Below are 26,914 nucleotides of genomic sequence, written 5' to 3' on the forward strand. Positions count from 1 at the left end.
GAGCCAATTTAAAGAATTTTGAGACTTTTTGGCGCAGATCATTCTATGGGTAAATCGCTAGTTATTGTCGAATCACCGGCCAAAGCCAAGACTATTAACAAATATCTCGGCAAAGATTACATCGTAAAATCGAGTGTAGGTCACATCCGTGATCTCCCGACTTCCTCCTCCAGTGACGCCAGTTCGTCGACGAAATCGCCCGCCGAAGTGCGCAAGATGTCCCCCGAAGAGAAGGCTAAATATAAGGCAGACAAAGCGAAGAAAGCCTTGGTTGCCCGTATGGGGGTCGACCCCGAGCGAGGCTGGAAGGCTAAGTATCAGACCCTGCCGGGCAAAGAGAAAGTCGTCAAAGAGTTACAGTCACTTGCTGAAAATGCAGATCATATCTTCCTCGCAACCGATTTGGATAGAGAGGGGGAGGCAATTGCATGGCATCTTCAAGAGGTGATTGGTGGTGACCCAGAGCGTTATCAGCGCGTCGTCTTTAATGAGATCACCAAGAGTGCGATTCAAGAGGCATTCAGTCATCCGTCGCAGCTCAACACCAACATGGTAAATGCCCAGCAGGCGAGACGTTTCCTCGACCGTGTCGTAGGCTTTATGGTTTCGCCCCTGCTGTGGAAGAAAGTGGCCCGCGGCCTCTCTGCCGGGCGTGTGCAATCTGTTGCGACTCGCTTGGTGGTTGAGCGCGAAAGCGAGATTAAGGCGTTTGTGCCAGAAGAGTTCTGGGACATTCATGCGCAGCTAACCACCCTAGGTAACGAAGGGCTTAAGATGCAGGTGGCCAAGTTCAATGGGGAAAACTTTAACCCTGTAAACGAAAGCCAAGCCATGGTTGCGGTTAACGCACTGACAGATAGCAAGTATCAGGTCAGTAGCCGGGAAGTCAAAGCGACCTCGAGCAAGCCTTCGGCGCCTTTTATTACTTCAACGCTGCAGCAGGCGGCCAGTACTCGCCTAGGGTTTGGCGTTAAGAAGACCATGATGATGGCCCAGCGTCTCTACGAGGCGGGTCACATCACCTATATGCGTACCGATTCGACCAACTTGAGTCAGGAAGCGCTGGATAGCGTGCGTGACATGATCGGTAAGGAATACGGTGACAAGTACCTGCCCGATGCGCCGATACGTTATGGCAGTAAAGAGGGGGCTCAGGAGGCGCACGAAGCGATCCGTCCGTCCAATGTCAACGTCAGTGCCAGCAGCCTCACCGATATGGAAAGAGATGCTCAGCGTCTCTATGAGTTGATCTGGCGCCAATTCGTTGCCTGTCAGATGACGCCCGCTAAATATGATGCGACTCGCCTGACAGTGACCGCAGGGGATTACGAACTCAAGGCCAGTGGCCGTACCCTTAAGTTTGACGGTTGGACCCGAGTTCAGACCGCCCTTAAGAAGAAAAACGAGGAAGACAATACTCTGCCGCTGGTTGCCGAAGGCGATGTGTTGACCCTCGAGGAGTTGGCGCCCAAGCAGCACTTCACTAAGCCGCCGGCGCGTTATAGTGAAGCATCACTGGTGAAAGAACTAGAGAAGCGCGGCATCGGTCGTCCATCTACCTATGCGACTATCATCTCTACCATTCAAGATCGTGGTTATGTGAAGGTCGAGAATCGTCGTTTCTACGCTGAGAAGATGGGCGAGATCGTGAGCGAGAGCCTTATCGGCAGCTTCGAAGAGCTGATGAGTTACGATTTCACCGCCGGCATGGAACAGACGCTGGATAATGTGGCCCAGGGCCAGCTTGAATGGAAGAAGGTGCTAGACAACTTCTACAAGGGCCTGACCGCACAACTTGAAAAGGCCGAGTTACCACCAGAAGAGGGCGGCATGCGCCCTAACGAGATGGTGCTGACCGATATCGCCTGTCCTACCTGTGGACGCCCAATGGGCATACGTACGGGCACAACCGGCGTGTTCCTAGGTTGCTCAGGCTATGCACTGCCACCGAAAGAACGCTGTAAGACCACCATGAACCTGACACCGGGTGAAGAGGCCGTCAGCGAAAACAGCGAAGATGCCGAGACAGATGCGCTGCGGGCCAAACACAGATGTGGCGTTTGTGGCACGGCCATGGATAGTTATCTCATCGATGAGAAGCGCAAGCTGCATGTGTGTGGTAACAATCCTATCTGTAATGGCTACGAGGTCGAGCAGGGTCAGTTTAAGATCAAGGGTTACGAAGGGCCAATTATCGAATGCGACCGCTGTGGCAATGATATGGAGCTGAAGAATGGTCGTTTCGGTAAGTATTTTGGCTGCACCAACAGTGAGTGTAAGAATACTCGTAAACTGTTGAAAAACGGTGAGGTAGCGCCGCCAAAAGAGGACCCTATTCATTTACCAGAGCTTAAATGCACTAAGTCAGACGGCTATTTCGTGCTGAGAGACGGCGCCGCTGGGATCTTTATGGCCGCGAGCACCTTCCCTAAATCCCGCGAGACTCGAGCGCCGCTGGTAGAAGAACTGGTGAAGTACCGTGAGCTTCTATGGCCTAAGTATCAGTATCTGGCCGATGCGCCTGTGACCGATGATGACGGCAATAAGGCGGTTGTGCGCTTTAGCCGTAAGACCAAGGAGCAGTACGTGGCAACAGAGGTCGATGGCAAGGCGACCGGTTGGACGGCTAAATATGTCGACGGTAAGTGGGTCAGCGAAGCCAAGGCTAAGCCTAAACCTAAACCAAAGGCAAAGAAGAAGGCCTAGACGCTGCCTAACTGACAGGCTGTCATTCGCTTGTTAAGAGCCCTAACCGAGTTAGGGCTTTTTTATTGGTAGCAATATTAGTGGTTCATAATCTTTTGTATTAGGCTAATATAGATAAGATTACCTTGCTAATCATTAAACTAGCTGGGTTTTCTTCGCAGAGGTTTCGACGGACTTAAGGTTAAAAATGGAGCGTAAAATGAAAACACTGATCATGGCAGCAGGACTTGGGATGTTAAGCTTAAACGCCTATTCGGCCGATTGGCAGGTGAGTAACCAGGGCTCGCGGGTTAACTTTATCTCAATCAAGAAAGGCGACATCGCCGAGGTGCACCATTTTAGTCAAGTTTCCGGCACGCTTAGTGATGCCGGCGCCTTTAGTCTGTCAATTCCGCTCAATAGCGTGGTCACCAATGTGGAGATCCGCGATCAGCGCATGAAAGAGGTATTATTCGACACCGCGCAGTACCCGAGTGTCGAGTTAAGCGCTAGTCTCGACGGCCAAGCGATTGATAAGGCGAGTGTGGGGAGCATCATGTCCATGAGTGTCGATGCCAAAGTGAGCCTGCATGGCAAGACGCAGACCATGCCGGTTATGGTCAGCGTGGCCAAGGTGGCCAGTGATAAGTTGATGGTGGCTAGTGAGGCGCCTTTGGTGGTGAATGCTGGTGACTTTGGCCTGACCCCAGGGGTGGAGAAGCTCAGAGAGCTGGCCGGTCTACCCGCTATCAGCAAGGCGGTACCAGTTTCTTTTGTTCTGACCTTAAAGCGATAGAAAAACGTGCACTAACAACGAGATCGAACACTCGATTTATATCATAATGGCGATAGAAACTGGATATTGAGCATGGGCTATACCATGCTCATATATAAGTCGTGTGTTTAGGGTAAAAAATGGTTACTGATAAAGACGGATACATACATCTAATACAATATCTTACCGAGCATCTAGGCCTGTTTGAGTCCTCCGAAGCCGGTGGGGTTGCGGGTGACACCGTCATGGAATTGTTTGAGGAGCAGCTGGCAGCACAGATCATCATGGTGTGCGGCCAAAATCCGTCCCTAAGCTTCGCCGAGCGTAACATGGTGATTCGCGAAGTCGACGCCATCGTCTATGACTTGGAAGAGATCTTAGCCAAGGTGGCCAATCACAATGCCACTCAAGAACAGACCCTGTTTATTACCGAGTTTTCTGGACTGATCAAAAATCTGTTCGATCAGGAAATTGCCAAGATGCAAGCTTAGCTTTTGCAATCCGAAACAGGTGTTTACAACTCACTGCTTGAGAATGTCAGTCTTTATTCCTACTGTTAGCATAAGAGCGAAATTGGGAATTTGTGTGCATGTCTGCAGCCTCTATCAGTAAACAACACTTTGTTATCTATGGGATACTGGTGTTGTTTTGGGTCGTATTTCAGATCTTTAGTGCCAATGCCTTGGGGTTTGGCTGGGGGTTTATTCCGTTCGTCATCTCATTGCCCTTTGTGCCCTTTATCCTGGTCTGGTTAGGCGTACAGTTTATGCGCCATTACAGGTACATTCGATTAGGGCCCAATTTCAGTGAGCATTTGGTGCACTGTATCTGTACCTGTACTCTGTTCTGTCTTTTCGTCTATCATTTTGTTTATTAAGTTATACCAATCACAGTAAACATGTGATCAGAAATAGCGCAGGAAAAACGCTTGAGAACAAAGCAGGATTTTTAGATAAGTAGTTATTCTACAATTAAAAATGCTAATACAGTTATCGAACGTTTTAACAAGCTAGCATGATCAATTGTTTATTACGATTGGTATTATAAGGAGCGAGTGATGATCGAACTGCTTTCGGGGTTTCACCATGATATCGTGGCCGTTAAGGCGAGGGGCGTACTCTCTCGCGCCGACTACGACGAGACTCTGGTGCCGGCAATCGAGTCAAAGTTACAAGATCACTCAACCATTAAACTCTGGTATGAATTTAGTGAAGCATTTGAAGGGGTTTCTGTTGAGACCTTGTGGGATGATGCCAAATTAGGCTTCTTTCATTTGACTGACTTTTCCAGAGTCGCCATCATCACAGATAGCGAATGGGTGGCCAATACCGCTAAAGTGATGGCCTATATGGCACCATGTCCGGTCAAGGTGTTTGCCCGTCAGGCGGCCGATGAGGCGCTGCGCTGGTTGGGGGAGAGTTCACCGGACTAACATATCAGAGAAGTCGACACTTAGTCGGCTTTGTTTCATAGGGATTAGGATATTTTTTATGTTTAGAATGTTGACCTCTAAAGCGCTGGTGTTAGTGGCATTTTTTCTTCTGGCACCAGCCTATGGCGCAGATAAAGCCGTGATCGGCCAGACGGCTATGATGTCGGTCGATGAGGCCGGACTCGTCTTTCAGGCGCGTATCGATACTGGCGCCGGTAACACCTCTCTGCACGCCTTCGACCTTGAGATCCAGGGGGGCAGTGCAGCTAAGATGCAAGATAACGTGGGTAAGACGGTCTGGTTTACCACTGAAACTGCCGCCGGCGAGCGTAAGCGTCTAAGCGCTAAGATAGTCAAAACCTCTACCGTGAGTAACTCTCAGGGGACAGAGACCCGCTATATGGTAGAGATGCACGTTGGCTTTAATGGTGATAGTCGTAAGGTCAAGGTGAACCTTAGAGATAGAAGCCACATGGATTACAAGCTGCTGGTTGGCCGTAATTGGCTTAAAGGCAAGTATGTGGTGGATGTGGCCGAAAAGCGTCTGATCGGCGCGAGAGCGCCCATCAGCATCTTAGAGACCGGGCTCTTGTTTGATACCCGTATCGATACTGGCGCGGTGGAAAATTCGCTGCACGCGGTCGATCTCAAGGTGGAGAATGGCGTAGCGGACATGGAGCAAAACGTCGGTAAGATGCTCTCTTTCACCACAGAAAATGAGAAAGGTGAAACAAAACGTGTCCATGCCCGTATCGTCGAGACCTCACTCATTCGCAACGCGCAGGGGAGTGAGGTGCGCTATATGGTCGAACTCAATGTGGGCGAGCCGGGTAGAGAATATAAGGTCAAGGTGAATCTCAGAGACCGTACCAAGATGACCAACAAGCTGTTAATCGGTCGTAACTGGTTGCAGGGCCACTATCTGGTCGATGTGGCTCAGTGAGCTATTAGGGCCTGTTGACCACTAAAGCGTACTAATAAATAAGTTTACTCCCCGGATGTGAATACATGCGGGGATTTTTTTATACCTTATCGAGCTCCAGCTCGCAGACCAGCTCGGTAAACTGCGCGCTCTGACTGCTGAGCGTGAGTCTGCCGTTGAATTGAGCCTTGAGCCAGTGATTGATGCGAATGAGTGAGCCTTGTCCTTCACTATTGTTTGCGAGTGCGTGTGACAACTTCTCTAGCCGGTTCTGACTTATTCCTACGCCGTTATCCCTTAGGGTAAGGGTGAGTCGGCCCTCATGGTAGCGAATACCAATAACGAGCCGTTTTGGCCGATTAAGCGCCTGATTTTCGGGAAAGGCATGTTGCAGGCTGTTGCCGATTAATCTGTGACAAAGCACTAAGAAGTGCCAGGGAGAGATGGGAAGTGTCAAATGATGGGGGCAGTCGATCTGCACCTCAACCTCCTTGGCGATGAGCTGCGGGCTGAGCATAGCGACCAAGTCCTGAAGAAAGAGGTCGGCCACCGTGGCGCGAATATCAGTGATGTCTGCGCTGATCAAAGATTGTCCATGGCGTATGATATCTATCTGGCTGGTCAGCGCCTCGGTAAACTTGGCGAGCTTCGCCTCATCGATATCGCCGGCATCCATTTGACGTAGCAAAATAAAGATATGTTCGAGTGCCTGTAGCTCTTGCCTCAGCAACTGATTTAACACCTGCGGCAAGATGGCTTGCTGGGCAAGCTCTATCTGTTTTAGTTGCGCCAGCCCTTTGGGATCTACGCCTTCTTTCACAGCGGCCTGGGGCTTGGCGTCTAATGCCTGCCTTAACTCGGCGTTTCTCGCCGACTGCAACTTGATGGTCTGTTCAAGTTCGGCCTGCTTGGTCTTTAGGCTGCTGATGTCCACCGCCATGGCGCCCAGGGCGATGATGTTGCCATCCTTATCTTTGATCGGGTATTTGGTGATCAGGTAGATGCGCTCACCCTGCACGGTCGGCATGGGCTGTTCGAAGCTCTGAGCCTGATCGCTATCTAAGATGATATGGTCGTGATGATTGATGATCTCGGCAATATGCGTCGGGTAGAGATCGCTGTCGCGCATGCCGATGACACGGGTTCTCTCTATACCCATCACCTCACAGAACTTGTCGTTGACCAGAGAGTAGCAGCCATGGGGGTCCTTGATGCAGATAAGGTTCTGCGACGCATTGAGCAGGGAATTAATCAGCTCCTTCTTGGTCTCCAACTCCTGCTGCGCCAGCTGTTGCATCGCCAGCTGCTGCTCCAGGGCGAGATTGCTGGCATCCAGGCTGGCGTAGGCTATTTCCAGCTGGTTACTGCGGGCGATAAAGGCCTTGGCCAGTTGGCCTACCTCATCCTGGCGCCTATTGGCCTCGAGTTCGAGCCTTCCAAGGTTACCGCTTTGCAGTGCCGAAACGATCTGAAAGATTGGCCGGATAAAGAGTTTATGTTGGAAGATAAACAAGATGAGCAGGGCAACTAGCTGCGCTAGTAACAGGAAGGCGCCTATTTTAAGCGCGATAGCATTGGCCTGGGATGCGAGGCTCGATAATGGCGTCACTAAGATGATCTTCCACTGGGTCTGGGCCATGGTCAGAATCGACACCAGCACGGGCTCGTCGAACAGGGGATCGCTCTTCAGCTCCAGGGTCACTATGGGCGCCTTACCATGGCTACCCTTAATCGAGGCGTTGATCAGTGTCGTTAACCGCTCCCGCTCTGCTCTGGGTGTCTGCGCGAGTATTTTTTCCAGCTGTTCCGGGCGATAGGCCGGGCTGGCCATGATCTGTTGACTAAATGCCTGATCCATAGATGCTATGCGCTTGGCGATGGGGGCAAGTTGTGGGTAGCGCTGGACCAGTTGAGACAGTGGCTGACCGAGCACGGCGGATTGACCCGCATCTGCGTCATCGAAAGGATCGGCCAGCAGATTGTTATAGCTGTCCAGCGCCAGAATATAGCCCTTGGAGAGGGGGTTTTGGTCCGAGAAGTTAAAGCGTTTATCCAGGCCGCTAAGGGCAATGTCCACGGTGGCCACACCGATAAAGTTGTGATCGGCGCGCATGGGCACAGAGGCGGTGATCATCACCTCCTTGGTGTAGGGGTCGACATAGGATTTCGACCAGTGGGTATGGCCATCTTGGAAATATTTTGCCGGCAGGTACCAGAAGGCCTGGTGGTAGCCTGGGTCATCGGCGCTGTTATAGTTGTCTAGATACTGAAACTCATCATGCTTGTCCCGTGCCCAGAAGAAGCTGTTGCGCGTCTTCTGCTTACCGAACATGCCGGGCTCGGGCCAGATCCCGCCGCCGGCGATCAGCTGATGGCGCTCGCCGATATCCAGCAGGGAAGGGATAAGCTCTTTCACCACCTCATCTTCGCCGCGATAGGTTTCGCCCACTATGCCTATGGTGTTGGCCAGTGTCTCGATCTTGGAGGTGACTTGTTGTAGCTGCTCAATAACCGCCAGGCCATAGTTTTGGCTGAGGGAGAGCTGGGTGTCCATGTGATGTTTCTTTTCGGTTGAGAAGATCAACCAGATGCTTGATGCGATGATCAGGACCGCGACCACAAATTGGACTATGGTGAATTTAAAGGTAAGGCTATTCTTCCACTGAGTATTTAATGAGCTGGCCTCGTCTTTCTCATTGGCGACCATAGGGGCTTGTGATCCATTCATGCATTAGTGATAGATCAAGATTAAATCAAAATGAGAAAGGATTAAACTCTTATGAAGCTTGCTTAGGGTGACGAGTGGTCACCCTAAGCTGCTAAACTGACTAGATTTTCAGCCCGACCAGCAACTGATCGAGCTGCTCGGCGGTGGCGTGCAGTTCATCACAGCCCGAGACCGACTGGTTGGCTGACTGCTCCACATCATGAGATTGATTGCGGATCTCCATCAGATTGGTGGCGATCTCGTTGGCCACGGCCGATTGTTCCTCGGCCGAGGTGGCGATCAGCACGCTCATCTCGTACACCCGTTCACTGTGATGGGCGATGGCCTTGAGATCTTCGCCGGTTTCCAGCACATGCTGCTTACCGTCTTGGGCCTTCTCGACCGTGCGTTTCATCACCTGTGTCAGTGCCTGAGAACCTGACTGCAGCGCCTCGATCATCGACTTGATCTCTACCGTGGCGGCCTGGGTTCGTCCGGCTAGGGTTCTCACCTCATCGGCAACCACGGCGAAGCCTCGGCCCTGCTCACCGGCGCGGGCGGCCTCGATGGCGGCGTTGAGGGCCAGCAGGTTGGTCTGCTCTGAGATGGCGTTAATGGTGGTGACCACCTCGTCGATCTTGGCGGCATTGTCGTTCAGTGTATTCACCGCGGTTGAGGCATCACCAATTTCGTTGGCCAGATCGCCAATTGCCTCGACGGTGACGGCGATATCTTTCGAGCCAGCCTCTACCTGTTGGTTAGCCTCCTGGGTCTCATTGGAGGATTGCTCGGCATTGCGGGCGACCTCTTTTACCGCGGCGGTCATCTCTTCCATGGCGGTGGCCAGTGAGTCCAGGTGTTGACGCTGCTCCGCGGCCAGGGTCTGTCCCTCCTGGGCCGTCTGTCTGAAGGCCTGCACCACGGTGCGGATCTGGCTGCTGGCCTGGGTCATACGGCTCACTAGCTGATGCTGACGCTCGACTAGGGTATCTATGCTCACCGCCAGAATGCTGAACTCGTCCTTCACCTCGAAGAAGTTTAATCGCCCGGTGAGATCGCCATCGGCCGCTCGCTTGAGTGCCATCACGTTGGTGTAGAGGGCGCCGCCGACAAAGGTGGAGATATAGTAGCTGCTGATCAGAATGACCAAGATAAGCGCCACTAGGCTGATGATGACGATGCTCTGGGCCGAGCTGAGCACACTGTCGAGATCTGTCACCTCTGTCTTAGCCGCCAGATTAGCGCTTGCGGCGCCGCTGTATGCCGTCAGAGAATCCCCCTGCATTAAGGTGCCGCCGCCGTTGTCTACCAGGCGACTCGCCTTGGTGCTCAGTGACGACTGGCGGTCGGCAAAGCCGGCACTGATGAGCGCCTGTTGATAGTTATCGGCCTTGTCGTCCGCAACATATTGCAGACTCAGGTCGATAAGTTCCGCTATCTTCTGGGCGTCAGCCAGGGCACTCTGCTGGTGACTCTGCTTAAGCTGGCTATTGAACTGTCCATAAAGAATATAGGAAAGCCCCATGAGGGTGATGATGGGGATGATTGCCAGTATGGTGAACTTGGTTTTCAGGGTCATATGGATAAGATATTGATCTATCCATCGAAACTTTACTTCTCTCATAGCTTTTCTCTGTCGCCAGGGGATGATCTCGTTATCGGATCACAAATGGATTACTTAACGAGAATTTCGTCACAGGGCGTTTGTTTGTTGTTTATTTGTACTGGGTTTTTATCGTTATTGTTAAATAAGGTACGGCTCAAGTGTACATGCTTGGTGTGATCGCGGCGAATCAAAATTACATTTTGGGATGGCTTTTTAGCCTATCTGAGTTTGTTGCTCCGCTTGCATGGCCTTTTCTCACGGATTTCGTTAGAAAAATACCAAATAAGCCCTAGTCAAACGTCTTATGGTCACGTAAAATTTGTCTCTTTTTCTATTTTCGTAAAGATTAAATAGTCAGCATATAGAAAGTCTTGGCTCTCAGTGTGAGGGCGGGCGTACTGGAAGAGATGATGTCAGAGTTAACAGAAATCGTAGAACAGGCCTTGCAGGCAATCGAAGGGACAGATGATCTGAAAGCCCTCGATGACCTTCGTGTCGATTACCTGGGTAAGAAGGGTAAGATCACCGACATGATGAAGATGATGGGTAAGCTGAGTCCTGAGGAGAAGCCGGCCTTTGGTCAGGCGGTCAACCAGGCTAAGCAAGCGGTACAGCAAAAGCTGTCCGAGCGTATCGAAGGCCTAAAGGCTCAGGAGCTTGAAGCTAAGCTGAGCGCCGAGAGTATCGACGTGACCCTGCCTGGACGTCGCATCGACAACGGTGGTCTGCACCCGGTAACCCGTACCATCGAACGTATTGAAACCTTCTTTGGTGAGCTTGGATTTAGCGTCAAGCAGGGGCCAGAAATCGAGGATGATTTCCATAACTTCGATGCATTGAATATTTCCGAGCATCATCCGGCGCGTGCCGACCACGATACCTTCTATTTTAATCCTAAGCTGATGCTGCGTACCCAGACCTCGGGCGTGCAGATCCGCACCATGGAAACGGAAAAGCCGCCGCTGCGTATCATCTCTCCGGGCCGCGTTTACCGTAATGACTATGACCAGACTCACACGCCTATGTTCCATCAGGTAGAGGGTCTGTTTGTCGATGAAAATGTTAACTTCGCCGAGTTGAAGGGGATCTTGCATGACTTCCTGCGCAACTTCTTCGAAGAAGATCTACAAGTACGCTTCCGTCCCTCTTACTTCCCGTTTACTGAGCCTTCGGCCGAAGTTGACGTAATGGGTAAGAATGGCAAGTGGTTAGAAGTATTGGGTTGCGGCATGGTTCACCCAAATGTGCTACGCAGCGTTGGCATCGATCCCGAGAAGTACCAAGGTTTCGCCTTCGGTATGGGGGTTGAGCGCCTCTCTATGTTGCGTTATGGGGTTAATGACCTGCGTTCATTCTTCGAAAACGATCTACGTTTTCTTAAGCAATTCAAATAACGGAGCGAGTAAATAATGAAATTCAGTGAGTCTTGGCTTCGTGAGTGGGTCAATCCAAGTATTAGTCGTGACGATTTGTCACATCAGATCACCATGGCGGGCCTGGAAGTCGACGGTGTCGACCCTGTAGCCGGTGATTTCTCGGGCGTTGTAGTGGGTGAGGTGGTCGAGTGTGGCCAGCATCCAGACGCCGACAAGCTACGTGTGACTAAGATTAATGTCGGTCAGGATGAGTTGATCGATATCGTCTGCGGCGCGCCAAACTGCCGTCAGGGTCTAAAAGTGGCTGTGGCCATGGTGGGCGCCGTACTGCCGGGTGATTTTAAGATTAAGAAGGCCAAGCTACGTGGTCAGCCTTCTTTCGGTATGCTTTGCTCCTATGGCGAGCTTGGCATAGAGATCGAGAGTGATGGCATTATCGAGCTGCCGCTAGACGCGCCGATTGGCCAGGATGTCCGCGAGTACCTGGATCTCGACGATGCGATCATCGATGTGGATCTTACCGCTAACCGCGCCGATTGCCTCGGCATGGTGGGTCTGGCTCGCGAGGTGGGTGTACTTAACCGCCAAGCCGTTGTCGCGCCAACCTGGGAAGCCGTAACACCTAGCATAGATGAGGTTGTCGAGATCGATAACCAGGCGCCGAGTGCGTGTCCGCGTTACCTGGGCCGCGTGGTGAAGAATGTTAACGTTAAGGCGCAGTCGCCACTCTGGATGCAGGAAAAGCTGCGTCGTAGTGGCATTCGCTCTATCGATCCTATCGTCGACATCACCAACTATGTGTTGATCGAGTTCGGTCAACCTATGCATGCCTTCGACTTAGCCAAAATCGATAGCAAGATCCAGATCCGTCTGGGCGATGGTGAGGAAAAGCTTACCCTGCTCGATGGCAACGAAATCACTGTGCCAAACGACACGCTGGTGATCGCCGACAACAGCCAAGCGCTGGCCTTGGCCGGTGTGTTCGGCGGCGAATACTCGGGTGTTACCGGCGAGACTCAGGATATCCTGCTTGAGTGTGCCTTCTTTGCGCCGCTGGCGATCATGGGTAAATCCCGTCGCCTGGGTCTGCACACAGACTCGTCACACCGTTTCGAGCGCGGCGTCGATCCTGAGCTGCAACACAAGGTTATGGACAGAGCCACTCGTCTGGTACTAGAGATCTGTGGCGGCGAAGCCGGCCCTGTGGTCGAAGCAAAGGCCGACGAGCACCTGCCTCAGTCTACAGACATCCTGCTGCGTCGCAGCAAGCTAGACCGCGTATTGGGTCATCACATTAGCGATGCCGATGTGACCGAGATCCTCGAGCGTCTGGGCTTTAGCGTATCACGCAGTGATGATAACTGGCAGGTGACCACGGCGACTTACCGTTTCGATATGGCGATCGAAGAAGATCTTATCGAAGAGGTTGCCCGCATCTATGGTTACAACAACATTCCGAATGTTGCGCCGGTTGCCGCGCTAAGTATGCCGCTGCACAACGAGGCTGATATCGACCTTAAGCGTGTGCGCGCCATGATGGTAGCTCGTGGTTTCCAGGAAGCAGTGACCTACAGTTTCGTCGATCCTAAGCTGCAACAGCTGTTGCATCCTGGCAGCGATGCCATGGTATTGCCAAACCCAATCTCGGTAGAGATGTCGGCCATGCGTCTGTCTATGTTCACCGGTCTGTTGACCGCTGTGGGTTACAACCAGAGCCGTCAGCAAAACCGTGTACGCCTGTTCGAAACCGGTCTGCGTTTCGTACCAGATGAGCATGCAGAATCTGGTGTGCGTCAACAAGCTATGCTGGGTGCCGTCATTGCCGGTAACCAAAATGACGAACATTGGTCGATGGAATCAAAAACTGTCGACTTTTTCGACCTTAAGGGCGATCTCGAAGCCATTATCGGCTTGACAGTTTCAGAGGATGAATTTACTTTTAAAAAAGCATCTCATCCGGCGCTTCATCCGGGGCAATGTGCTGAAATCTTAAGAAATGATCGTGTAATTGGTGTCATTGGTGCCGTCCATCCGAGCCTGGAAAAGCCCTTCGGCTTAAATGGTAAAACCATCGTATTCGAGCTCGAATTAGACGCTTTATTGCACGCGAGTTTGCCGCAAGCCCAGACTGTGTCTAAGTTTCCAGCAAACCGACGAGACATTGCCATCCTAGTTGACGAAGATGTTTCGGCAGGAAATGTTGTAAATTTGATAAGAAAAGTTGGCGAAAATCAGTTGGTTGGCTTAAACTTGTTCGATGTATACCAAGGTAAAGGTGTTGAACCAGGTAAAAAGAGTCTGGCGATTGCACTTACACTACAAGACAACGCTCGTACGCTTGAAGAGAAAGAAATTGCTGAAATGGTAGAAAAGGTAGTTTCTGAACTCAAGACCGAGTTCAACGCATTGTTGAGGGATTAAAAGTATGGCACTTACCAAAGCCGAAATGGCAGAACATCTTTTTGAAACGCTTGGCATTAACAAGCGCGTTGCGAAAGAGATGGTTGAGGCATTTTTCGAAGAAATTCGTCAAGCCCTCGAGAGTGGTGAGCAGGTCAAGTTATCTGGCTTTGGCAACTTTGACCTAAGGGACAAAAATCAAAGACCGGGTCGCAACCCTAAAACAGGCGAAGATATCCCGATTTCTGCTCGCCGTGTGGTGACTTTCCGTCCAGGACAGAAACTGAAGAGTCGTGTTGAAGAGGCTAACGCCGGTAAATAATCCGACTTAATACATAGAGAAGGCCACTCCTTGAGTGGCTTTTTCTGTTTCTTCTGAACTGGTTATTTGTTGTTAAAGTCTGTGTTGTACAGGCGCTAGATGAGGAAGAGGTTGTACTCTTGTCTAGAGAATCCATATCTAAGAAAGCCATGTCTAAAAAGCCAAAGTATTTCGATCGCCGTTTTCGCGCCGAGTTATTGCATCCCAAGTATTGGCCAACCTGGTTTGCCATAGGCCTTCTGGTGTTTTTCGGCCTAATGCCTGCCTGGCTGCGGGATCCGATAGCTCGCCTGTTGGCGCGTCTGGTGAAGAAGATCGTCAAGAAGCCGCTCAGGGTGGCCAGGGTAAACCTGGAGACCTGTTTTCCCGATAAGTCGGCAGCCGAGATCGATAAACTGCTCGATGACAACATAGAGAACTTCGTGTTGATCCTGTTGGCGCAGTCTGAACTGCTGCTGCGCTCAGATGCTCACTTGCGTCGCCGCGTTCAGCTTGAGGGTTTTGAACATGTGCAGCGTGCCCGTGATGCCGGTCAGCCGGTGATCTTCATCATGCCCCATGTGTGGGGCATAGAGTACGCCGGGCTGAGGTTGAATCTGGAACTACCCATGGTCACCATGGCCAAGGCGCACCGTAACAAGTTGTTTGACTGGTTTAATAACCGTATGCGTAGCTCTAAGGGTGGTAACGTCTATATGCGGGAGGCGGGCATTCGTGCGCTGCTGTCCGAGCTGAAACACGATAACAGCTTCTTCTACCTGCCAGATGAAGATCTAGGTCCGGAGAAGAGTGTGTTCGCGCCATTCTTAGGCACAGTCAAGGCGACCCTACCTGTGGTTGGCCGTCTCGCCTCGGCCGGCAATGCCCAGGTGATGCCGGTGAAGATTGGCTATGATCAGCAAAAGCGCCAGTATCTGCTGACGGTACTGGCGCCCATCTCACCAGATGAGATGCAGGGTAAGGAGAATGAGGCGCTGGCATTAAACCGCGCGGTGGAGCAGGTGATTAACGCCTATCCTGAGCAATATATGTGGTTCTTGAAATTGCTGCGTACCCGTCCGCCGGGAGAAGCCTCTATCTACTAGTATGTAGGCCTCTATGTGGCGCTCACGCTTTGGCTTGGCATGCTTACAGGCGTTAAAGGTTGTTTTAGCGTTATGCCAATCACAGTAAGTAAGTGATAAAAAAAGCGGCTCATTGAGCCGCTTTTTCATGCCTGCAATTCACCCAAGTATTATTCTGTCAGGCCTCGGTGTTTTAACAGGGCATCGACCGTTGGCTTTCTGCCGGTAAACTTGATGTAGTCCTGCATCAGATCTTCGCTGTTGCCCTTAGAAAGGACGTTGTCGCGGAACTTGTTGCCGTTCTCCAGCGACAAGCCACCGTTATGGCTCATATAGTCGAAGGCATCTGCCGCGAAGACTTCGGTCCAGAGATAGGCGTAGTAGCCCGCCGAATAACCGCCTGCAAACGCATGGCTAAAGTAAGCCGACTTGTAGCGTGGCGGGATAGGGGCAAAATCGATGCCGTGTTTCGCCAGCGCCTGTTGCTCGAACTTAGCCACGTCGTCAATCTTGGCATCGACACCTATGGAGTGCCACTCCATATCCAGAATGGCCGCGGCCAGATACTCTGTGGTATCGAAGCCCTGTCCAAACTTATTCGCTGCCAGTACTTTCTTGAGCAGCTCGGCAGGAATAGGCTCACCGGTTTGGTAGTGTTTGGCGTAATTGGCCAGGACTTGCGGATCGATTGACCAGTCTTCGTTTGCTTGTGATGGGAACTCGACGAAGTCTCTCGGGGTCGCTGTGCCGGCAACGCTTGGGTATTTCACCTGAGAGAAGAGGCCATGAACCGCGTGACCAAACTCGTGGAACATGGTGCTGACCTCATCATAGGTCATCAGGGTTGGCCCTGAGGCAGGCTTTGGAATGTTCAGTGCGTTATAGACCACAGGCTTAGTGCCCAGCAGGCCGCTCTGAGTGACAAACTCGTCCATCCAGGCGCCGCCGTTCTTGCCTTCTCTGGCATAAGGGTCCAGATAGAAGATGCCGATAGAGCTCTTGTCCTTGTTAAAGATCTCATAGGCCAGCACATCCGGGTTCCACACGGGGAGATCTTTGCGTGGTTTGACCGTGATGCCGTAGAGTTTATCCATGGCGAAGAAGAGGCCGTCGTTGAGGACGCGATTAAACTCGAAGTAGGGAGTCACCTGGCTCTGATCCAGATCGTACTTGGCCTTACGTACCTTTTCGCTGTAATAGGCCCAGTCCCATGGTGCCAGTTCGAAGTCTTTGCCTGAGGCCTTAATTTGGGACTGAATGTCGGCCGCTTCTTGTTTGGCCTTGGCGACCGCTTTGGGGGCCAAATCATCTAAGATCTCATACACGGCCGCAGGTGTCTTGGCCATCTGATCGGCAACCGTGTAGGCAGCCCAAGAATCATAGCCCAGCAGCGCCGCCTTTTCGGCGTGTAGGTGTGATTGCTTGATGATGTTAGGGCCATTGAGGGCCATTGCGCGCTCTGCCGAGGTCTTCCAGACCTTCTCTCTTAGCGCGCGGTTATTCAGGCTGGAGAGGATAGGTTGGCGGGTGGTATTTACCAAGGTGATCAGGTATCCCTCCTGACCGGCATCTTTAGCCGCCTGGGCCAGGGTGGCAATTTCGGTGTCAGACAAGCCGTCGAGCTCTGCCTTGTCTTTAACTATGATCACCTCGTTTTTGAAGGAATCGAGAACGTTCTTAGAAAACTCTGTGGTCAGGCTGGCGAGCTGACCATTAAGATCGCGCATCTTCTCCTTGTCGGTGTCAGACAGTTTGGCACCGGCGCGCTCAAACGCCAGGTAGTAGAATTCGACCAGGCGCTTATCTTCGGCGTTGAGGCTGTCGCGGCTCTTGTAGACGCTTTCGACGCGGGCAAACAGCTCTGGATTAAGGAAGATGTTGTCCCAGTGAGCCGACAGCTTAGGGGCGAGTTCGGCTTCGAGGGTTTGTACCTGGCTGTTAGAGTTGACGCTGGCCAGGTTAAAGAAGGTCTTGGCCACGCGGGTAAGCAGGCTGCCGGATTTTTCCATGGCAACTATGGTGTTGTCAAAATCGGCCGCCGCCTGATTGTCTATGATGGCTTGGATCTCTTTGTCGTGCTCTATGATCCCTTGGGTAAACGCGGGGGCATAATCGTCGAAGCTGATCTTGTCGAACTCTGGCGCCTGATACTGTAGGGCGCTCTGCTTGAGTAGTACGTTGCTGGCGTGGACCTGGCCTTCACTCGGCTGCGCTGCGGGTTTTTCCGCCTCGCTACTTGTTTCCAGGGCACTTGCTTCCTGGGTACTTGCTTCTTGATTATTAGTCGTTTCCTGATTTGGTTGAGAACAGCCTGTGAGGTATAGACCGGCTAAGATAGCCGTGGTGAGAATAGACTTACGCATGGGATCTCCCTGTTGCTGGCGCCCAATCGTTGTTTTATTGCCTAACTGGCATGGGGGCGCTAAAGATGTGATTGCCGCCATACCATATCAAGTCGGGCAGGGGCGCGGCAAATCAAAAGTTTAAGATTGGATTAATAAAGTTGTGAGAAAATATTAAGGCATTCTTTATATTTGGGTTTGATAGTAAGGGGCGTTGCCAGGTTGGGGCTTATTAATCCAACCCTTGGCTTGTGTCTGTACAGGTGCTTGTGCTGGTGTCGTACTGGCGTTTGTGCTGGTGTCGTACTGGCGTTTGTGCTGGTGTAAATCCCTTGACTCGATGAGGGTGAAGCGCCTCAGTCCCTAAATCACTAATAAAACTATCACTGCGATAGAAGAGGCAAAGAGGCTGGGCACAAAAAAGCTAAGAACTAAAATTAAGAGCTTAAATTAAGAGCTTAAACTAAGAACTTAAATGAGCAACATAGAGCCAAGAACAATAGCCAGGAAAGCGTAATAAAAAGGCCAGCGTCTCGTAAGCGCTGGCCTTATCTTTTGTCAAACTTCGAGTTATCCCTGGCAAGCACAGCCAGGTTGAGTATCGGTTATTCCTGGATTAACTGGTACTCATCGCGAAGGATGTCGATGATCTCCTGGCGTGGGTTCTCGCTCAGGTGAAGCTTCTCGCCAATAATGGTTTCGGCGATGCCAACATAGGTGTTAGAGATATCCATCATCACCTCGGTCGGTAGCTTGTTGTCACGGGCGAGGGCGAAACGCTCAGGCATACGCTCCTTGTTTAGCAGGATATCGGGATCCGGGAAGTGGTTTAGCAGCCACTGTCTGAAGCCCTCTTTTGATTTCTCGATGATCTTGCCATTGCGACGTGCCTCGCCATCCCAGATGCGTGAAGAATCTGGCGTGCCCACTTCATCCATATAGATGAGTTTTTCCTGACCGTTAGCATCGTTCACATAGCCAAACTCAAACTTGGTATCGACGAAGATCTGATCCTGTGCGGCCAAGGCCTCGCTGATCACCGCAAAGCCCTCTTTAAGCAGTTTCTCGTACAGGTCGATATCATCCTTGCTATGGAAGTTAAAGCCTTCTAGGTGGCGCTCTAGATCCGCACGTGAAACGTTGACGTCATCGGCTTCGGGGACACCCTCGAGGCCGGTTAAGACACCTTTGGTCGATGGGGTGATCAGCACTTCTTCCAGCTTCTGATCCTTCTCCAGTCCTTCAGGTAGGGTGATACCACAGAAGTCACGCTCGCCTTTGCTATAGGCACGCCACATAGAACCGGTAATGTACTGTCTGGCAATTGCCTCGACCATCACGGGCTGGGCCTTTTGTACTATCCACACGAAGGGGTGAGGCACATCCAGAATATGGCTGTCGGCCAGGCCCTTCTCTTTAAATAGCTTGAACCAATGATTTGAAATGGCGTTGAGCGCCGCCCCTTTGCCTGGGACGCCGTTGAGGCCGTTTTCGCCTTGCCAGATACAGTCAAAGGCGGAGATACGGTCGCTGATCACCATGATGGCCAGTGGCGTATCGGCAGGAACGTCATAACCTTTTTGCGCAATAAGACGTGCGCTGTCTTCGGCTGTCAACCAATAGACGCTGCGAACTTTACCCGAGTGTACCGGCTTGTCGGTGCGAATAGGCAGGTCGTCATTAACGGCTAAAACTTTGTTTGATTGATTCATAGGGTCTTATATTTTTATATGTAATGTTGGAGGAGGAAATTACGGCGAAATTGTAGCAGAACTGCCAATGGACAACAGCCTTTTCCGAGCATTTGTGGCAGTAAAAACAGTGTGTTCTGATAAGAGGATGATGATCGCTCATAGGGGGCAAATGGCCCCCTATTTTATATGGGTTTTACGGGGTGAAATTCCTCCTAACCTATGTAGATTTTTCCGGGCTAAACCGCGACTAGTTAAGGTTCTTGGTTAAATCAGATGGAGATTGGGGCTCATAGCTTAAGATCTCCATCGTCCAGCCGTGCAAATAGCCTTGATCGCCCGATGCGCGATCTGTGATGCTCAGTGTCCAGTCGCCTTGGCTGGTTTCCCCCTCGAATTGCTTAAGGCGGTAGTGGCAGGAGCTCGCTGTCGGCTCGTCTCGTTTATCTAAGGTATGGCGAGTGCCAGAGGGGGAGGTGAGGGTGACCTGAAGATCGCTACGCCAGGGGTGATCTATCTCAACCATGAGGCTAATGCCATAGACTGTGCCTGTCCGGGGCACCTTGATGATGCTCTTTATGCCATGGGTATTGTGATCCGTTATGGTGATCTTCTGTGTGTTGTTATAGCTGTGGGTTATGGTGTGGTTTGGTAGCAGTTCCAGGCTTACCGCCTGTTGGCGAACCTGTTTACCGTTTTTGGCCGTCGCCGTGATGGTAAACATATAGTCGCCCGACTGGCAGTTAGGCGTCGTGGGTACGCTGAGGCTAAAAGGCTCTCCGGCGATGATCGAACGGGTCGAAAGGCGTGCACTGGCCAGGGAAGACGCAAGGCTTAGGCTAATATCGCCCTGCCACTCCTGATCTGCCTGGGTATTAAAGTAATAAACTGCCGTCTCGCCGGCAGATTTGCGCTGGGCGCCGGCCTGTACTGTTATATTTAAATCGCCTGCCTGGGGAGCCTGAATAACCTCACTTAGGGATTTCTTGTTAGCGGGTAAGGCGGAGGAGGGGCGAGTCTTTTCAGTATCCTTTCTCGTCAAGGATTGTTTTATATCTTCCAGCGCCAGGCCTGAATCTTGCGCCAGAGCGCTCACGGAATCGTCTGTTTGAACCTGGTAAATCAGTCTAAGCCGCTGTGACTCATAGGGCCGATAGGGTGTTATAAATTCGGCAGATGCCTGTGTGATGGTGCAAAGCAGCGCAATAAGTAGCGCAGAGCGTCTAGTGTTCACCTCAAATGCCTCAGGTGTTTGATAAAGAAATGATGGTTTCGGCCTTTATGCCGATAAGGTTTAGCTAATGTCAGAGGGTAAAAAAGGGAAGGGCCAAAGCGGCACCTTCCCCCCGAGTTACTTAGTTCTTTTTGCTGTTACCTTTTGACTTATTGGTCGGAACAATAGTCAATTCATAAGAACAGTTGTCTGTGCCAGTTTCACATACTTGGTAGGTGAAGCTAGTGGCCGTTGAGCTAAAGCGATCGGTGTAGCTAGACTTACGTTCACCGGCTTTCAACAGAGTACCGTCACGATAGACATCAAGGTTCATCTTGCTAGGCGTCGTCCAGTTCAGTGAAACGGTGACGCGATCACCACTTACTGTTGCACTGCCGTCCAGTATGATGGTTGGCTCTGGTACAGGCTCAGTCACAGTGACGTCTTTAGTGATTGAGTGCGTCGCACCATCGTCATCGCTTACCGTTAGGGTGACTGTGTAAGTCCCCGCTGCTGTGTAGCTGTGGCCAGGGTTAGCCAGTGTAGAGCTGGCGCCGTCACCGAAGTCCCAAGACCAGGTCGTTACCGCACCGTCAGTGTCGCCTGACATGTCAGAGAACTGTACGTCTAGGTCGCTTACACTGAAGCCGAAGTCGGCTACAGGTGCTACGTTTGCAGGCGCATCTTCAATAGTGAAGCTTACTTGTGCTTGCTTGAACGCACCTTCAGAGTCAGTCGCTACGGCAGTCACAATTTGGTCGCCTGCACTCAGTGTATTCGTGCTGAACAAGGCGCCGGTACCTATCTTACCGTTAAAGTTAGAGTACCAGTCGATAGTTGCACTTAAGTCACCGTCTTCCGCGTCGATAGCAGTACCGTCGAAGGTGATGCTGTCGCCAACCATGAAGCTAGTACCACCCATAGGGGCATTGATAGTTAGCTCAGGCGCTGTGTTGTCAGCCGGAGGTGGTACAATTGCGTCACCGTTAGAAGCCGAGATGCTCCAGTTGTTAAGTACACCGTTCATTGTGTAGCTAGAAGTATCTTCTGCGTACAGACGCCATTTACCCTTAGTTGACTCACCTGCGAACTCAACTGGGTTGAAGGTGTGAACCAGGTCTTTGTTCCAGAATTGACGCCAAGTAACTAGTTTAACCAGGGTTCCTTGTGGCGATTGTAGCCAAACGTTTAGGTATTGTACCGAGTCGAACGAGATATCAACGCTGACTTCCAGGGCATCGATAGCGACACCGCTAGCCATGTCGATTTCGGTGAATACACGGCCGCCCCACTCTGGAAGAGGGATTGCAGTTGTGTTTTCGCCAGTAACAGTTGTGTTAGGGTTCGCGACAGAGAACTCAACAGTGCGTACGCCCTGCTGACCTGCAGAGTCAGTTACCGCAGCCGTTACTAGGTGGTCGCCTACAGACAGGTCAGACTTAGTGAATGATGCGCCGTTACCGATCACACCGTCAATGTTTGAAGTCCAAACAATGTTTGCAGTCAAATCGCCGTCTTCTGTATCGCTTGCTGAAGCACTGAAGCTTACAGTTTCACCATTTACGAAGGCTGCGTTGTTCATCGGTGTAGCAAGTTGAACGTTTGGTAGGAAATCAACTGGGTTTGCCGGTGCGCCCGACAGATTCATGGTCCAGCTGTTTAAGATACCGCCGTTGTTATTGGCGTGGTCAGCCACTTGTAGTGTCCAATCTCCTAGCGCACCTTCTAGCTCGTAAGCATAGGTAGTGTAAGACTCTTGCATACGAGTACCAGCCTGGCCTTCACGGTCACGTAGTACGACTTCTTTACCTGAAGGACCAACAAGTGACACGACTAGGTCGCTGATATCGGTGTGAGTAACGTCAACGTCTACCGTTACTTGCGTGATGATGATTTCTTCATCGATCGAGATAGTGCTTTGCGCCGGCGTCTCAGGGCTGTCATCAGCGATTAATACAGGCTCTGCGTTAGTGATTGACGTAGTTACAGAACCTTCTGGCCATACACGTAGTGTCAGCGGAAGCGTCTTAGTGATGTTACCGTCTGTTGCTTCTACAGTCAGTGCGTAGCTGCCAGGCGCTGTCGTGCTGCTGGTGTTGATCGTCATGGTTGTTGACGTATCGGCAGCGACAGGGTTTTGGCTAAAGACTACATCGGCATTTAGCTCGGGGTTGCCGGTAACGCTTAGCGTTGCGCTGCCGGTGAAACCACCCGCTGCCGCAAGATCGATCACATAGTTCTGGCTTTCACCTTGGTTGATTGTCGCCGTAACTGGCGTTGCATCCATGAAGAATGAAGGACCCGTGCCGCCTGAATCAGCCAATGCGTTGAACACGTTTAAACGCTTACCCGAGATGGTTTTGTCCTGTAGCACAGGTAATGAGTCACCCGTGTTCATTAGGATGTTCTTTAGCTGAGCAGTCGTCAGATCAGGGTTACCAGATAGCATGAGTGCAGCTGCACCGGCTACGTGAGGTGACGCCATTGAGGTACCGCTGAAGCTATCATAGCCGCCAGGAACCGTTGAAAGAACGAAAGAACCAGGCGCCGCCAGGTGGACTTTTTCGTCACCAAAGTTTGAGAAACCTGAAAGGTTATCGTTACTGTCGGTAGAGGCTACGGCCACTACGTTAGGCACATCGTAACCAGCAGGGTAGAAACCACCGGCATCGATATCTGATGCATCGTTACCCGCTGCCGCTACGAATAGCATGTCGGCATTGTTAGCTGCTGCAATCGCATCTTTTAGTGATTGTGCAAAACCACCGCCGCCCCAGCTGTTGTTGAGGACGCGGATGTTGTTACCGGCATTTTTTAGACCGATCATATAGTCGATACACTGGATTCCGTCGACCAATTGACCGCCGCTAGCACCCAGGAAGCTACAGCCCACCATGCTGGTACGCCAGTTTACACCGGCAACACCTAGTGCGTTGTTACCTTCTGCGCCGATAGTACCGGATACGTGAGTACCGTGGCGGTCGGTATCAGATGGGTTGCCATTGTCGTTAATGGCTGAAATACCGTGGATGTCATCGATATAACCGTTACCGTCGTCATCAATACCGTTACCGGCGATTTCATTCGGGTTACGCCAGATGTTAGCTTGTAGATCTGGGTGGGTGAAATCGAAACCAGTATCGATAACACCAACTATGATAGACGCATCACCGACAGTGTAGTCCCACGCCGCCTCGGCATTGATTTTTTGCATGCCGTAAAGGTTGGCGTAGCTTATGTCGTTAGGCGTTTTAGTCGTATGAACTATGTAGTTAGGCTCTGCATACTCAACCAGTGGGTGGTTTTTTAAGCTTGCTAGTACGGCATCAACTTTACGGCCTTCACCAAGGTCTAGAACCGCTAGGCGACCATTGGCGATGTTGCGTAGGCGATCATCTACACCATCATTGTTTTTATCTTTAAAAGAAACGCCAAGGTTACGAGCTAGCTCGGCACGCTCTTTCTTGGCCACTTTTTGCTTGAACTTTACGATGACAGATTTTTGATCGTACTGAGGTGCCACTTTAAGTGGTGCTTGAACTGGTGCTTGAGCTACGGCTAAAGCAACAGGGCTTAAGCCCGTTAATAGTGATGCACCTAATAAGGTTGTGAGCAGTTTGGTAGATGATTTCTTTGGTGTAGTCATCAACTGATCTCCTGTTGTTATTAAATTTGTAAGTACTCAGTGTTGTTGCACCCAGTGACTTATGAGGTCTTAAATCGGCTATATCGCATACAGTTGTGTGCCATATGTATACAGTTATATATGCGGATATGATTTAGATCAACATTTATTTAGCCAAATCTTCACAAAATGTACATGTTTGTAAATAAGTGTATGTGGCCTGGTGGTCTTAATGTGGACTAAGCCTGTGATTCTTGGCGGGAAAGTGATGGGCTAGCAAACAGGATATCGGCCTGCCTGTTATATGCCTGGTCGTTTACACATCCGAACTTGCCGGGGCTTGTAGGTATATGGGCTTATACCTGTAGGGGCTTATAACTGTAGCGGCCCGATAGTGATAGGCGGCAGTCTGTGAAAGGGCTTGGCAGATACAGAAGCCTAGTAGTTATAGAAGCCTAGCAGTTATAGAAGCCCTGCAGTTATAGAGCTTAGCCGTTACAGAATCCTAGTCGCTACATAGATGAATACAGGCGTGCCGCGCGATGCTACACGCGGCACGCCTGTGTGAAGGGCAGAGGGTTCTGCCCTGATACTGACTCAGTTGCCAGAGTGTTCTCTAGTGCCAATCGTTAAAGGGTACTCGTTGTTAGAGAGTACCCGTCGTTAAACGGTACTGGGTTAGAAGGCAACAGATTGAGTCTCGGTACAGATCTGGCTGTTCTCTTCACAGGCCTTGTAGGTGAAGCTGCCACTGACCTTACGGCCGAAGGTATCTTCATAGCTTGTACTGGCTGCAATCGTGGCAATTTTCACGTCGTCGCGATACAGGTCGACTCTAGGGGTTGAGGCGGCCTGTGTCGTCAAGGTAACCGTGTGTTTGCCGCGGGCAAAGCGGTAGTTGGCGGTGAGGCTAAAGGTTCCCGGAGATGTATCCTGGCCGCTACAGCCATGGTTTTGCAGATAGTCATAGGCAGCTTTTGCCTTAACGATACCATAGCCGAAATACTCGTCGTGGCCTGGTGCACCTTGATCTTCTGCCGTCGCTTTCAGCACTTGGCGGATCTCGCTACCGGTACACTCGGGGAAGTTCGACCATACCAAGGCGGCGACGCCCGATACGGCAGGAGTGGCCATCGAAGTTCCGCTCATGTAGCCGTAGTCGGATGCGGTGATGGCGACAGAGGCCGTAGTTGCCTCCATGAATGCGGCGCGATCGGCCAGATCGGCACCGACGGCGGGTATGCTCGTGGTGTTGCTCTCGCCAAGGGTACCGTACAGCATGCCGTCGACATTATTGATGATCACGGCTCCTATACCACCGGAAGCCTCACAGTTGGCGACCTTATCATGGAAAGAGATGTTCCCGCGATCGATCACACACAGCTTGCCGTTGGCGGCAGCATCCGGGGTTTCCGCCGTGCCCATGAAGTAGGTGGCACCGCTGGCTGTGCCAAGGTTTTCCATGGCGGCGGTATCATAATACTGACTGTCGGCCTGGAGGCTGGCCATGGTTGCCATGTTGGCCGGGTAGGTGGATAGGGTCTGCACGCCACCTGCGGTGATCTCGACACAGGTGGTTTCATCCGTGGTAGCGCGCTTGCCACGGCCGCTGGTACAGCTAGGGAATTGTGAGAAACTGGCGATATTGTTGTCGGCATCGTTAGCACCGACCATCATCACAGAGGGGTAGGCGGCAGGATAGGAGCGGGCGTTGTTGCCATCGTTGCCCGCCGCGGCCACCACGAGTCCGCCCGCCTGAGTAAAGGCTTCAAAGGCGTTAGACTCTATGCTGTTGGCGCCACCGCCACCCAGACTCATGCTGATAATATTGGCGCCGGCCTGGCTACATAGGTCAGTCGCATGGGCCAGATCTGAAGAGTAGGCCCAGCCGCTGGCGGTGAAGACCTTGATGATGTGCATGTCGACACCGGGCGCCATACCGACGACACCAATGTCATTATCGGCGGCGCCAATCGTGCCGGCGACGTGTGTTCCGTGGGGACCACCATTGACATCCCAAGCGCCGGTACCCGAGTCATAGTCCCCGGTGATCCCGCCCCAGTTGAAATCTGTATTCGATCTATCTAGCCCCGAGTCTATGACGCAGACCTTAGTGCCGTTACCCGCAACGAAATCGACCTGATCGGCCTGAGATTGATAGACGGCGTAGGGGGTCAGCTGCTTGACCATAGGATCGCCCGCATCATCCTGATAGAGTGACAGTAGGCGACGGCGTTGATCCTCTTCGACCAGGCGTACGTGGGGATTGTTGAGTAGCCCCTTAACCTTTGCAAGATCTTGCTCGGGAAATTCCGCGGCGAAGAAGCCATTACCGTCGACTTTAATGTCGGCACCGGATTTAACCGCCAAGGCCTTAATGATGCCTTTATGCTGGTTATCTACCTGGATGACGTAGCGGTTATCTTCGGCATAACTTTGTGCCGCTACGCCTAGGGTCACCATGGCGACCATGCTGGCGAGTTTGTTCATTTTCATCTTCATTTTATGACTCCACGCGATGCCTGGGGCATGTCATATTTATCCTCTTGCAAGTCAGGCCTGAGTCCTGTGCGCAGGCATAAACATGTCGATTCCAAGGGCGTCGCGTTGTTGGTTTATTTGATCTCGGCTTGAGCTAGGCTCACCGCCCTGCTGTTTCTTTGGCTGGTTCAGCCCTGGCTACAACAGACACGATATATACATTTATATACAATCACATTCATTTGATCAAATTTTATTTAACAAGTGTAGAAC

The 26,914-nt window shown here is 51.6% G+C and carries 16 protein-coding genes; 9 read left to right on the forward strand and 7 right to left on the reverse strand.

Features of this window, described 5'->3' with window-relative positions; all coding sequences use genetic code 11:
* The first annotated feature begins 45 nt into the window (after positions 1-45).
* From topA to DB48_RS14955, 5 genes are all read left to right on the forward strand, one after another.
* Positions 46-2,706: a type I DNA topoisomerase gene (gene topA / locus DB48_RS14930; RefSeq protein WP_041511027.1), complete on the forward strand. Its 2,661-nt coding sequence runs from the start codon at positions 46-48 to the stop codon at positions 2,704-2,706.
* Between the two features lie 199 nt (positions 2,707-2,905).
* The gene (locus DB48_RS14935) at positions 2,906-3,481 is read left to right on the forward strand and encodes a YceI family protein (RefSeq protein WP_041511028.1); all 576 of its coding nucleotides are present in this window, start codon (positions 2,906-2,908) and stop codon (positions 3,479-3,481) included.
* 119 nt (positions 3,482-3,600) lie between these two features.
* Positions 3,601-3,951: a DUF3802 family protein gene (locus DB48_RS14940; RefSeq protein WP_041511029.1), complete on the forward strand. Its 351-nt coding sequence runs from the start codon at positions 3,601-3,603 to the stop codon at positions 3,949-3,951.
* A gap of 566 nt (positions 3,952-4,517) precedes the next feature.
* Positions 4,518-4,892 (forward strand): STAS/SEC14 domain-containing protein, encoded by a 375-nt coding sequence (locus DB48_RS14950; RefSeq protein WP_041511031.1) that lies wholly within the window; start codon positions 4,518-4,520, stop codon positions 4,890-4,892.
* 67 nt (positions 4,893-4,959) lie between these two features.
* Positions 4,960-5,835, forward strand: a complete 876-nt coding sequence (locus tag DB48_RS14955; RefSeq protein WP_052813803.1) for a putative ATP-dependent zinc protease — start codon at positions 4,960-4,962, stop codon at positions 5,833-5,835.
* A gap of 79 nt (positions 5,836-5,914) precedes the next feature.
* On the opposite strand, the gene DB48_RS14960 is transcribed toward DB48_RS14955, so the two are convergent.
* Together DB48_RS14960 and DB48_RS14965 are read right to left on the reverse strand one after the other, a co-directional pair.
* A complete protein-coding gene (locus DB48_RS14960; protein WP_082035649.1) occupies positions 5,915-8,542 on the reverse strand; it encodes a PAS domain-containing protein in 2,628 nt (875 codons plus the stop codon).
* 100 nt (positions 8,543-8,642) lie between these two features.
* Positions 8,643-10,145: a methyl-accepting chemotaxis protein gene (locus DB48_RS14965; RefSeq protein WP_041511034.1), complete on the reverse strand. Its 1,503-nt coding sequence runs from the start codon at positions 10,143-10,145 to the stop codon at positions 8,643-8,645.
* Positions 10,146-10,537: 392 nt separating this feature from the next.
* Between DB48_RS14965 and pheS the strand changes: the two genes are divergently transcribed.
* From pheS to lpxM, 4 genes are all read left to right on the forward strand, one after another.
* Positions 10,538-11,521 carry a phenylalanine--tRNA ligase subunit alpha gene (gene pheS, locus DB48_RS14970; protein WP_041407220.1) on the forward strand — a complete coding sequence of 328 codons (984 nt, stop codon included), beginning with the start codon at positions 10,538-10,540 and terminating at the stop codon, positions 11,519-11,521.
* Positions 11,522-11,536: 15 nt separating this feature from the next.
* Positions 11,537-13,924, forward strand: coding sequence for a phenylalanine--tRNA ligase subunit beta (pheT, locus tag DB48_RS14975; RefSeq protein WP_041511035.1), 2,388 nt, complete (start codon positions 11,537-11,539; stop codon positions 13,922-13,924).
* A 4-nt stretch (positions 13,925-13,928) separates the two neighbouring features.
* Positions 13,929-14,225, forward strand: a complete 297-nt coding sequence (ihfA, locus tag DB48_RS14980; RefSeq protein ID WP_041511036.1) for an integration host factor subunit alpha — start codon at positions 13,929-13,931, stop codon at positions 14,223-14,225.
* Between the two features lie 149 nt (positions 14,226-14,374).
* Complete coding sequence (lpxM, locus tag DB48_RS14985) at positions 14,375-15,310, forward strand: lauroyl-Kdo(2)-lipid IV(A) myristoyltransferase (protein ID WP_041511037.1); 936 nt, start codon at positions 14,375-14,377, stop codon at positions 15,308-15,310.
* Positions 15,311-15,459: 149 nt separating this feature from the next.
* Here lpxM and DB48_RS14990 read toward each other — a convergent pair whose 3' ends face one another.
* The 5 genes from DB48_RS14990 to DB48_RS15010 form a co-directional block, all read right to left on the reverse strand.
* Positions 15,460-17,652, reverse strand: a complete 2,193-nt coding sequence (locus DB48_RS14990) for a M3 family metallopeptidase (RefSeq protein ID WP_041511038.1) — start codon at positions 17,650-17,652, stop codon at positions 15,460-15,462.
* Between the two features lie 584 nt (positions 17,653-18,236).
* Positions 18,237-19,343 (reverse strand): phosphoribosylaminoimidazolesuccinocarboxamide synthase, encoded by a 1,107-nt coding sequence (locus tag DB48_RS14995; RefSeq protein WP_041511039.1) that lies wholly within the window; start codon positions 19,341-19,343, stop codon positions 18,237-18,239.
* Between the two features lie 229 nt (positions 19,344-19,572).
* Positions 19,573-20,418 carry a proprotein convertase P-domain-containing protein gene (locus tag DB48_RS15000; RefSeq protein WP_041511040.1) on the reverse strand — a complete coding sequence of 282 codons (846 nt, stop codon included), beginning with the start codon at positions 20,416-20,418 and terminating at the stop codon, positions 19,573-19,575.
* A 259-nt stretch (positions 20,419-20,677) separates the two neighbouring features.
* Positions 20,678-24,181: a S8 family serine peptidase gene (locus DB48_RS19725; protein ID WP_052813804.1), complete on the reverse strand. Its 3,504-nt coding sequence runs from the start codon at positions 24,179-24,181 to the stop codon at positions 20,678-20,680.
* A 657-nt stretch (positions 24,182-24,838) separates the two neighbouring features.
* On the reverse strand, positions 24,839-26,656 hold the full coding sequence (locus DB48_RS15010) for a S8 family serine peptidase (protein WP_041511110.1): 1,818 nt from the start codon (positions 26,654-26,656) through the stop codon (positions 24,839-24,841).
* Positions 26,657-26,914: the final 258 nt, after the last annotated feature.

Origin of the sequence: Shewanella sp. cp20, from assembly GCF_000832025.1 — a bacterium.
Lineage (GTDB): Bacteria > Pseudomonadota > Gammaproteobacteria > Enterobacterales > Shewanellaceae > Shewanella.

Coding starts and splice junctions, on each gene's coding strand:
- topA (WP_041511027.1), top strand. CDS start 46: ATGGGTAAATCGCTAGTTATTGTCGAATCACCGGCCAAAGCCAAGACT.
- DB48_RS14935 (WP_041511028.1), top strand. CDS start 2,906: ATGAAAACACTGATCATGGCAGCAGGACTTGGGATGTTAAGCTTAAAC.
- DB48_RS14940 (WP_041511029.1), top strand. CDS start 3,601: ATGGTTACTGATAAAGACGGATACATACATCTAATACAATATCTTACC.
- DB48_RS14950 (WP_041511031.1), top strand. CDS start 4,518: ATGATCGAACTGCTTTCGGGGTTTCACCATGATATCGTGGCCGTTAAG.
- DB48_RS14955 (WP_052813803.1), top strand. CDS start 4,960: ATGTTGACCTCTAAAGCGCTGGTGTTAGTGGCATTTTTTCTTCTGGCA.
- DB48_RS14960 (WP_082035649.1), bottom strand. CDS start 8,542: ATGAATGGATCACAAGCCCCTATGGTCGCCAATGAGAAAGACGAGGCC.
- DB48_RS14965 (WP_041511034.1), bottom strand. CDS start 10,145: ATGAGAGAAGTAAAGTTTCGATGGATAGATCAATATCTTATCCATATG.
- pheS (WP_041407220.1), top strand. CDS start 10,538: ATGTCAGAGTTAACAGAAATCGTAGAACAGGCCTTGCAGGCAATCGAA.
- pheT (WP_041511035.1), top strand. CDS start 11,537: ATGAAATTCAGTGAGTCTTGGCTTCGTGAGTGGGTCAATCCAAGTATT.
- ihfA (WP_041511036.1), top strand. CDS start 13,929: ATGGCACTTACCAAAGCCGAAATGGCAGAACATCTTTTTGAAACGCTT.
- lpxM (WP_041511037.1), top strand. CDS start 14,375: ATGTCTAAAAAGCCAAAGTATTTCGATCGCCGTTTTCGCGCCGAGTTA.
- DB48_RS14990 (WP_041511038.1), bottom strand. CDS start 17,652: ATGCGTAAGTCTATTCTCACCACGGCTATCTTAGCCGGTCTATACCTC.
- DB48_RS14995 (WP_041511039.1), bottom strand. CDS start 19,343: ATGAATCAATCAAACAAAGTTTTAGCCGTTAATGACGACCTGCCTATT.
- DB48_RS19725 (WP_052813804.1), bottom strand. CDS start 24,181: ATGACTACACCAAAGAAATCATCTACCAAACTGCTCACAACCTTATTA.
- DB48_RS15010 (WP_041511110.1), bottom strand. CDS start 26,656: ATGAAAATGAACAAACTCGCCAGCATGGTCGCCATGGTGACCCTAGGC.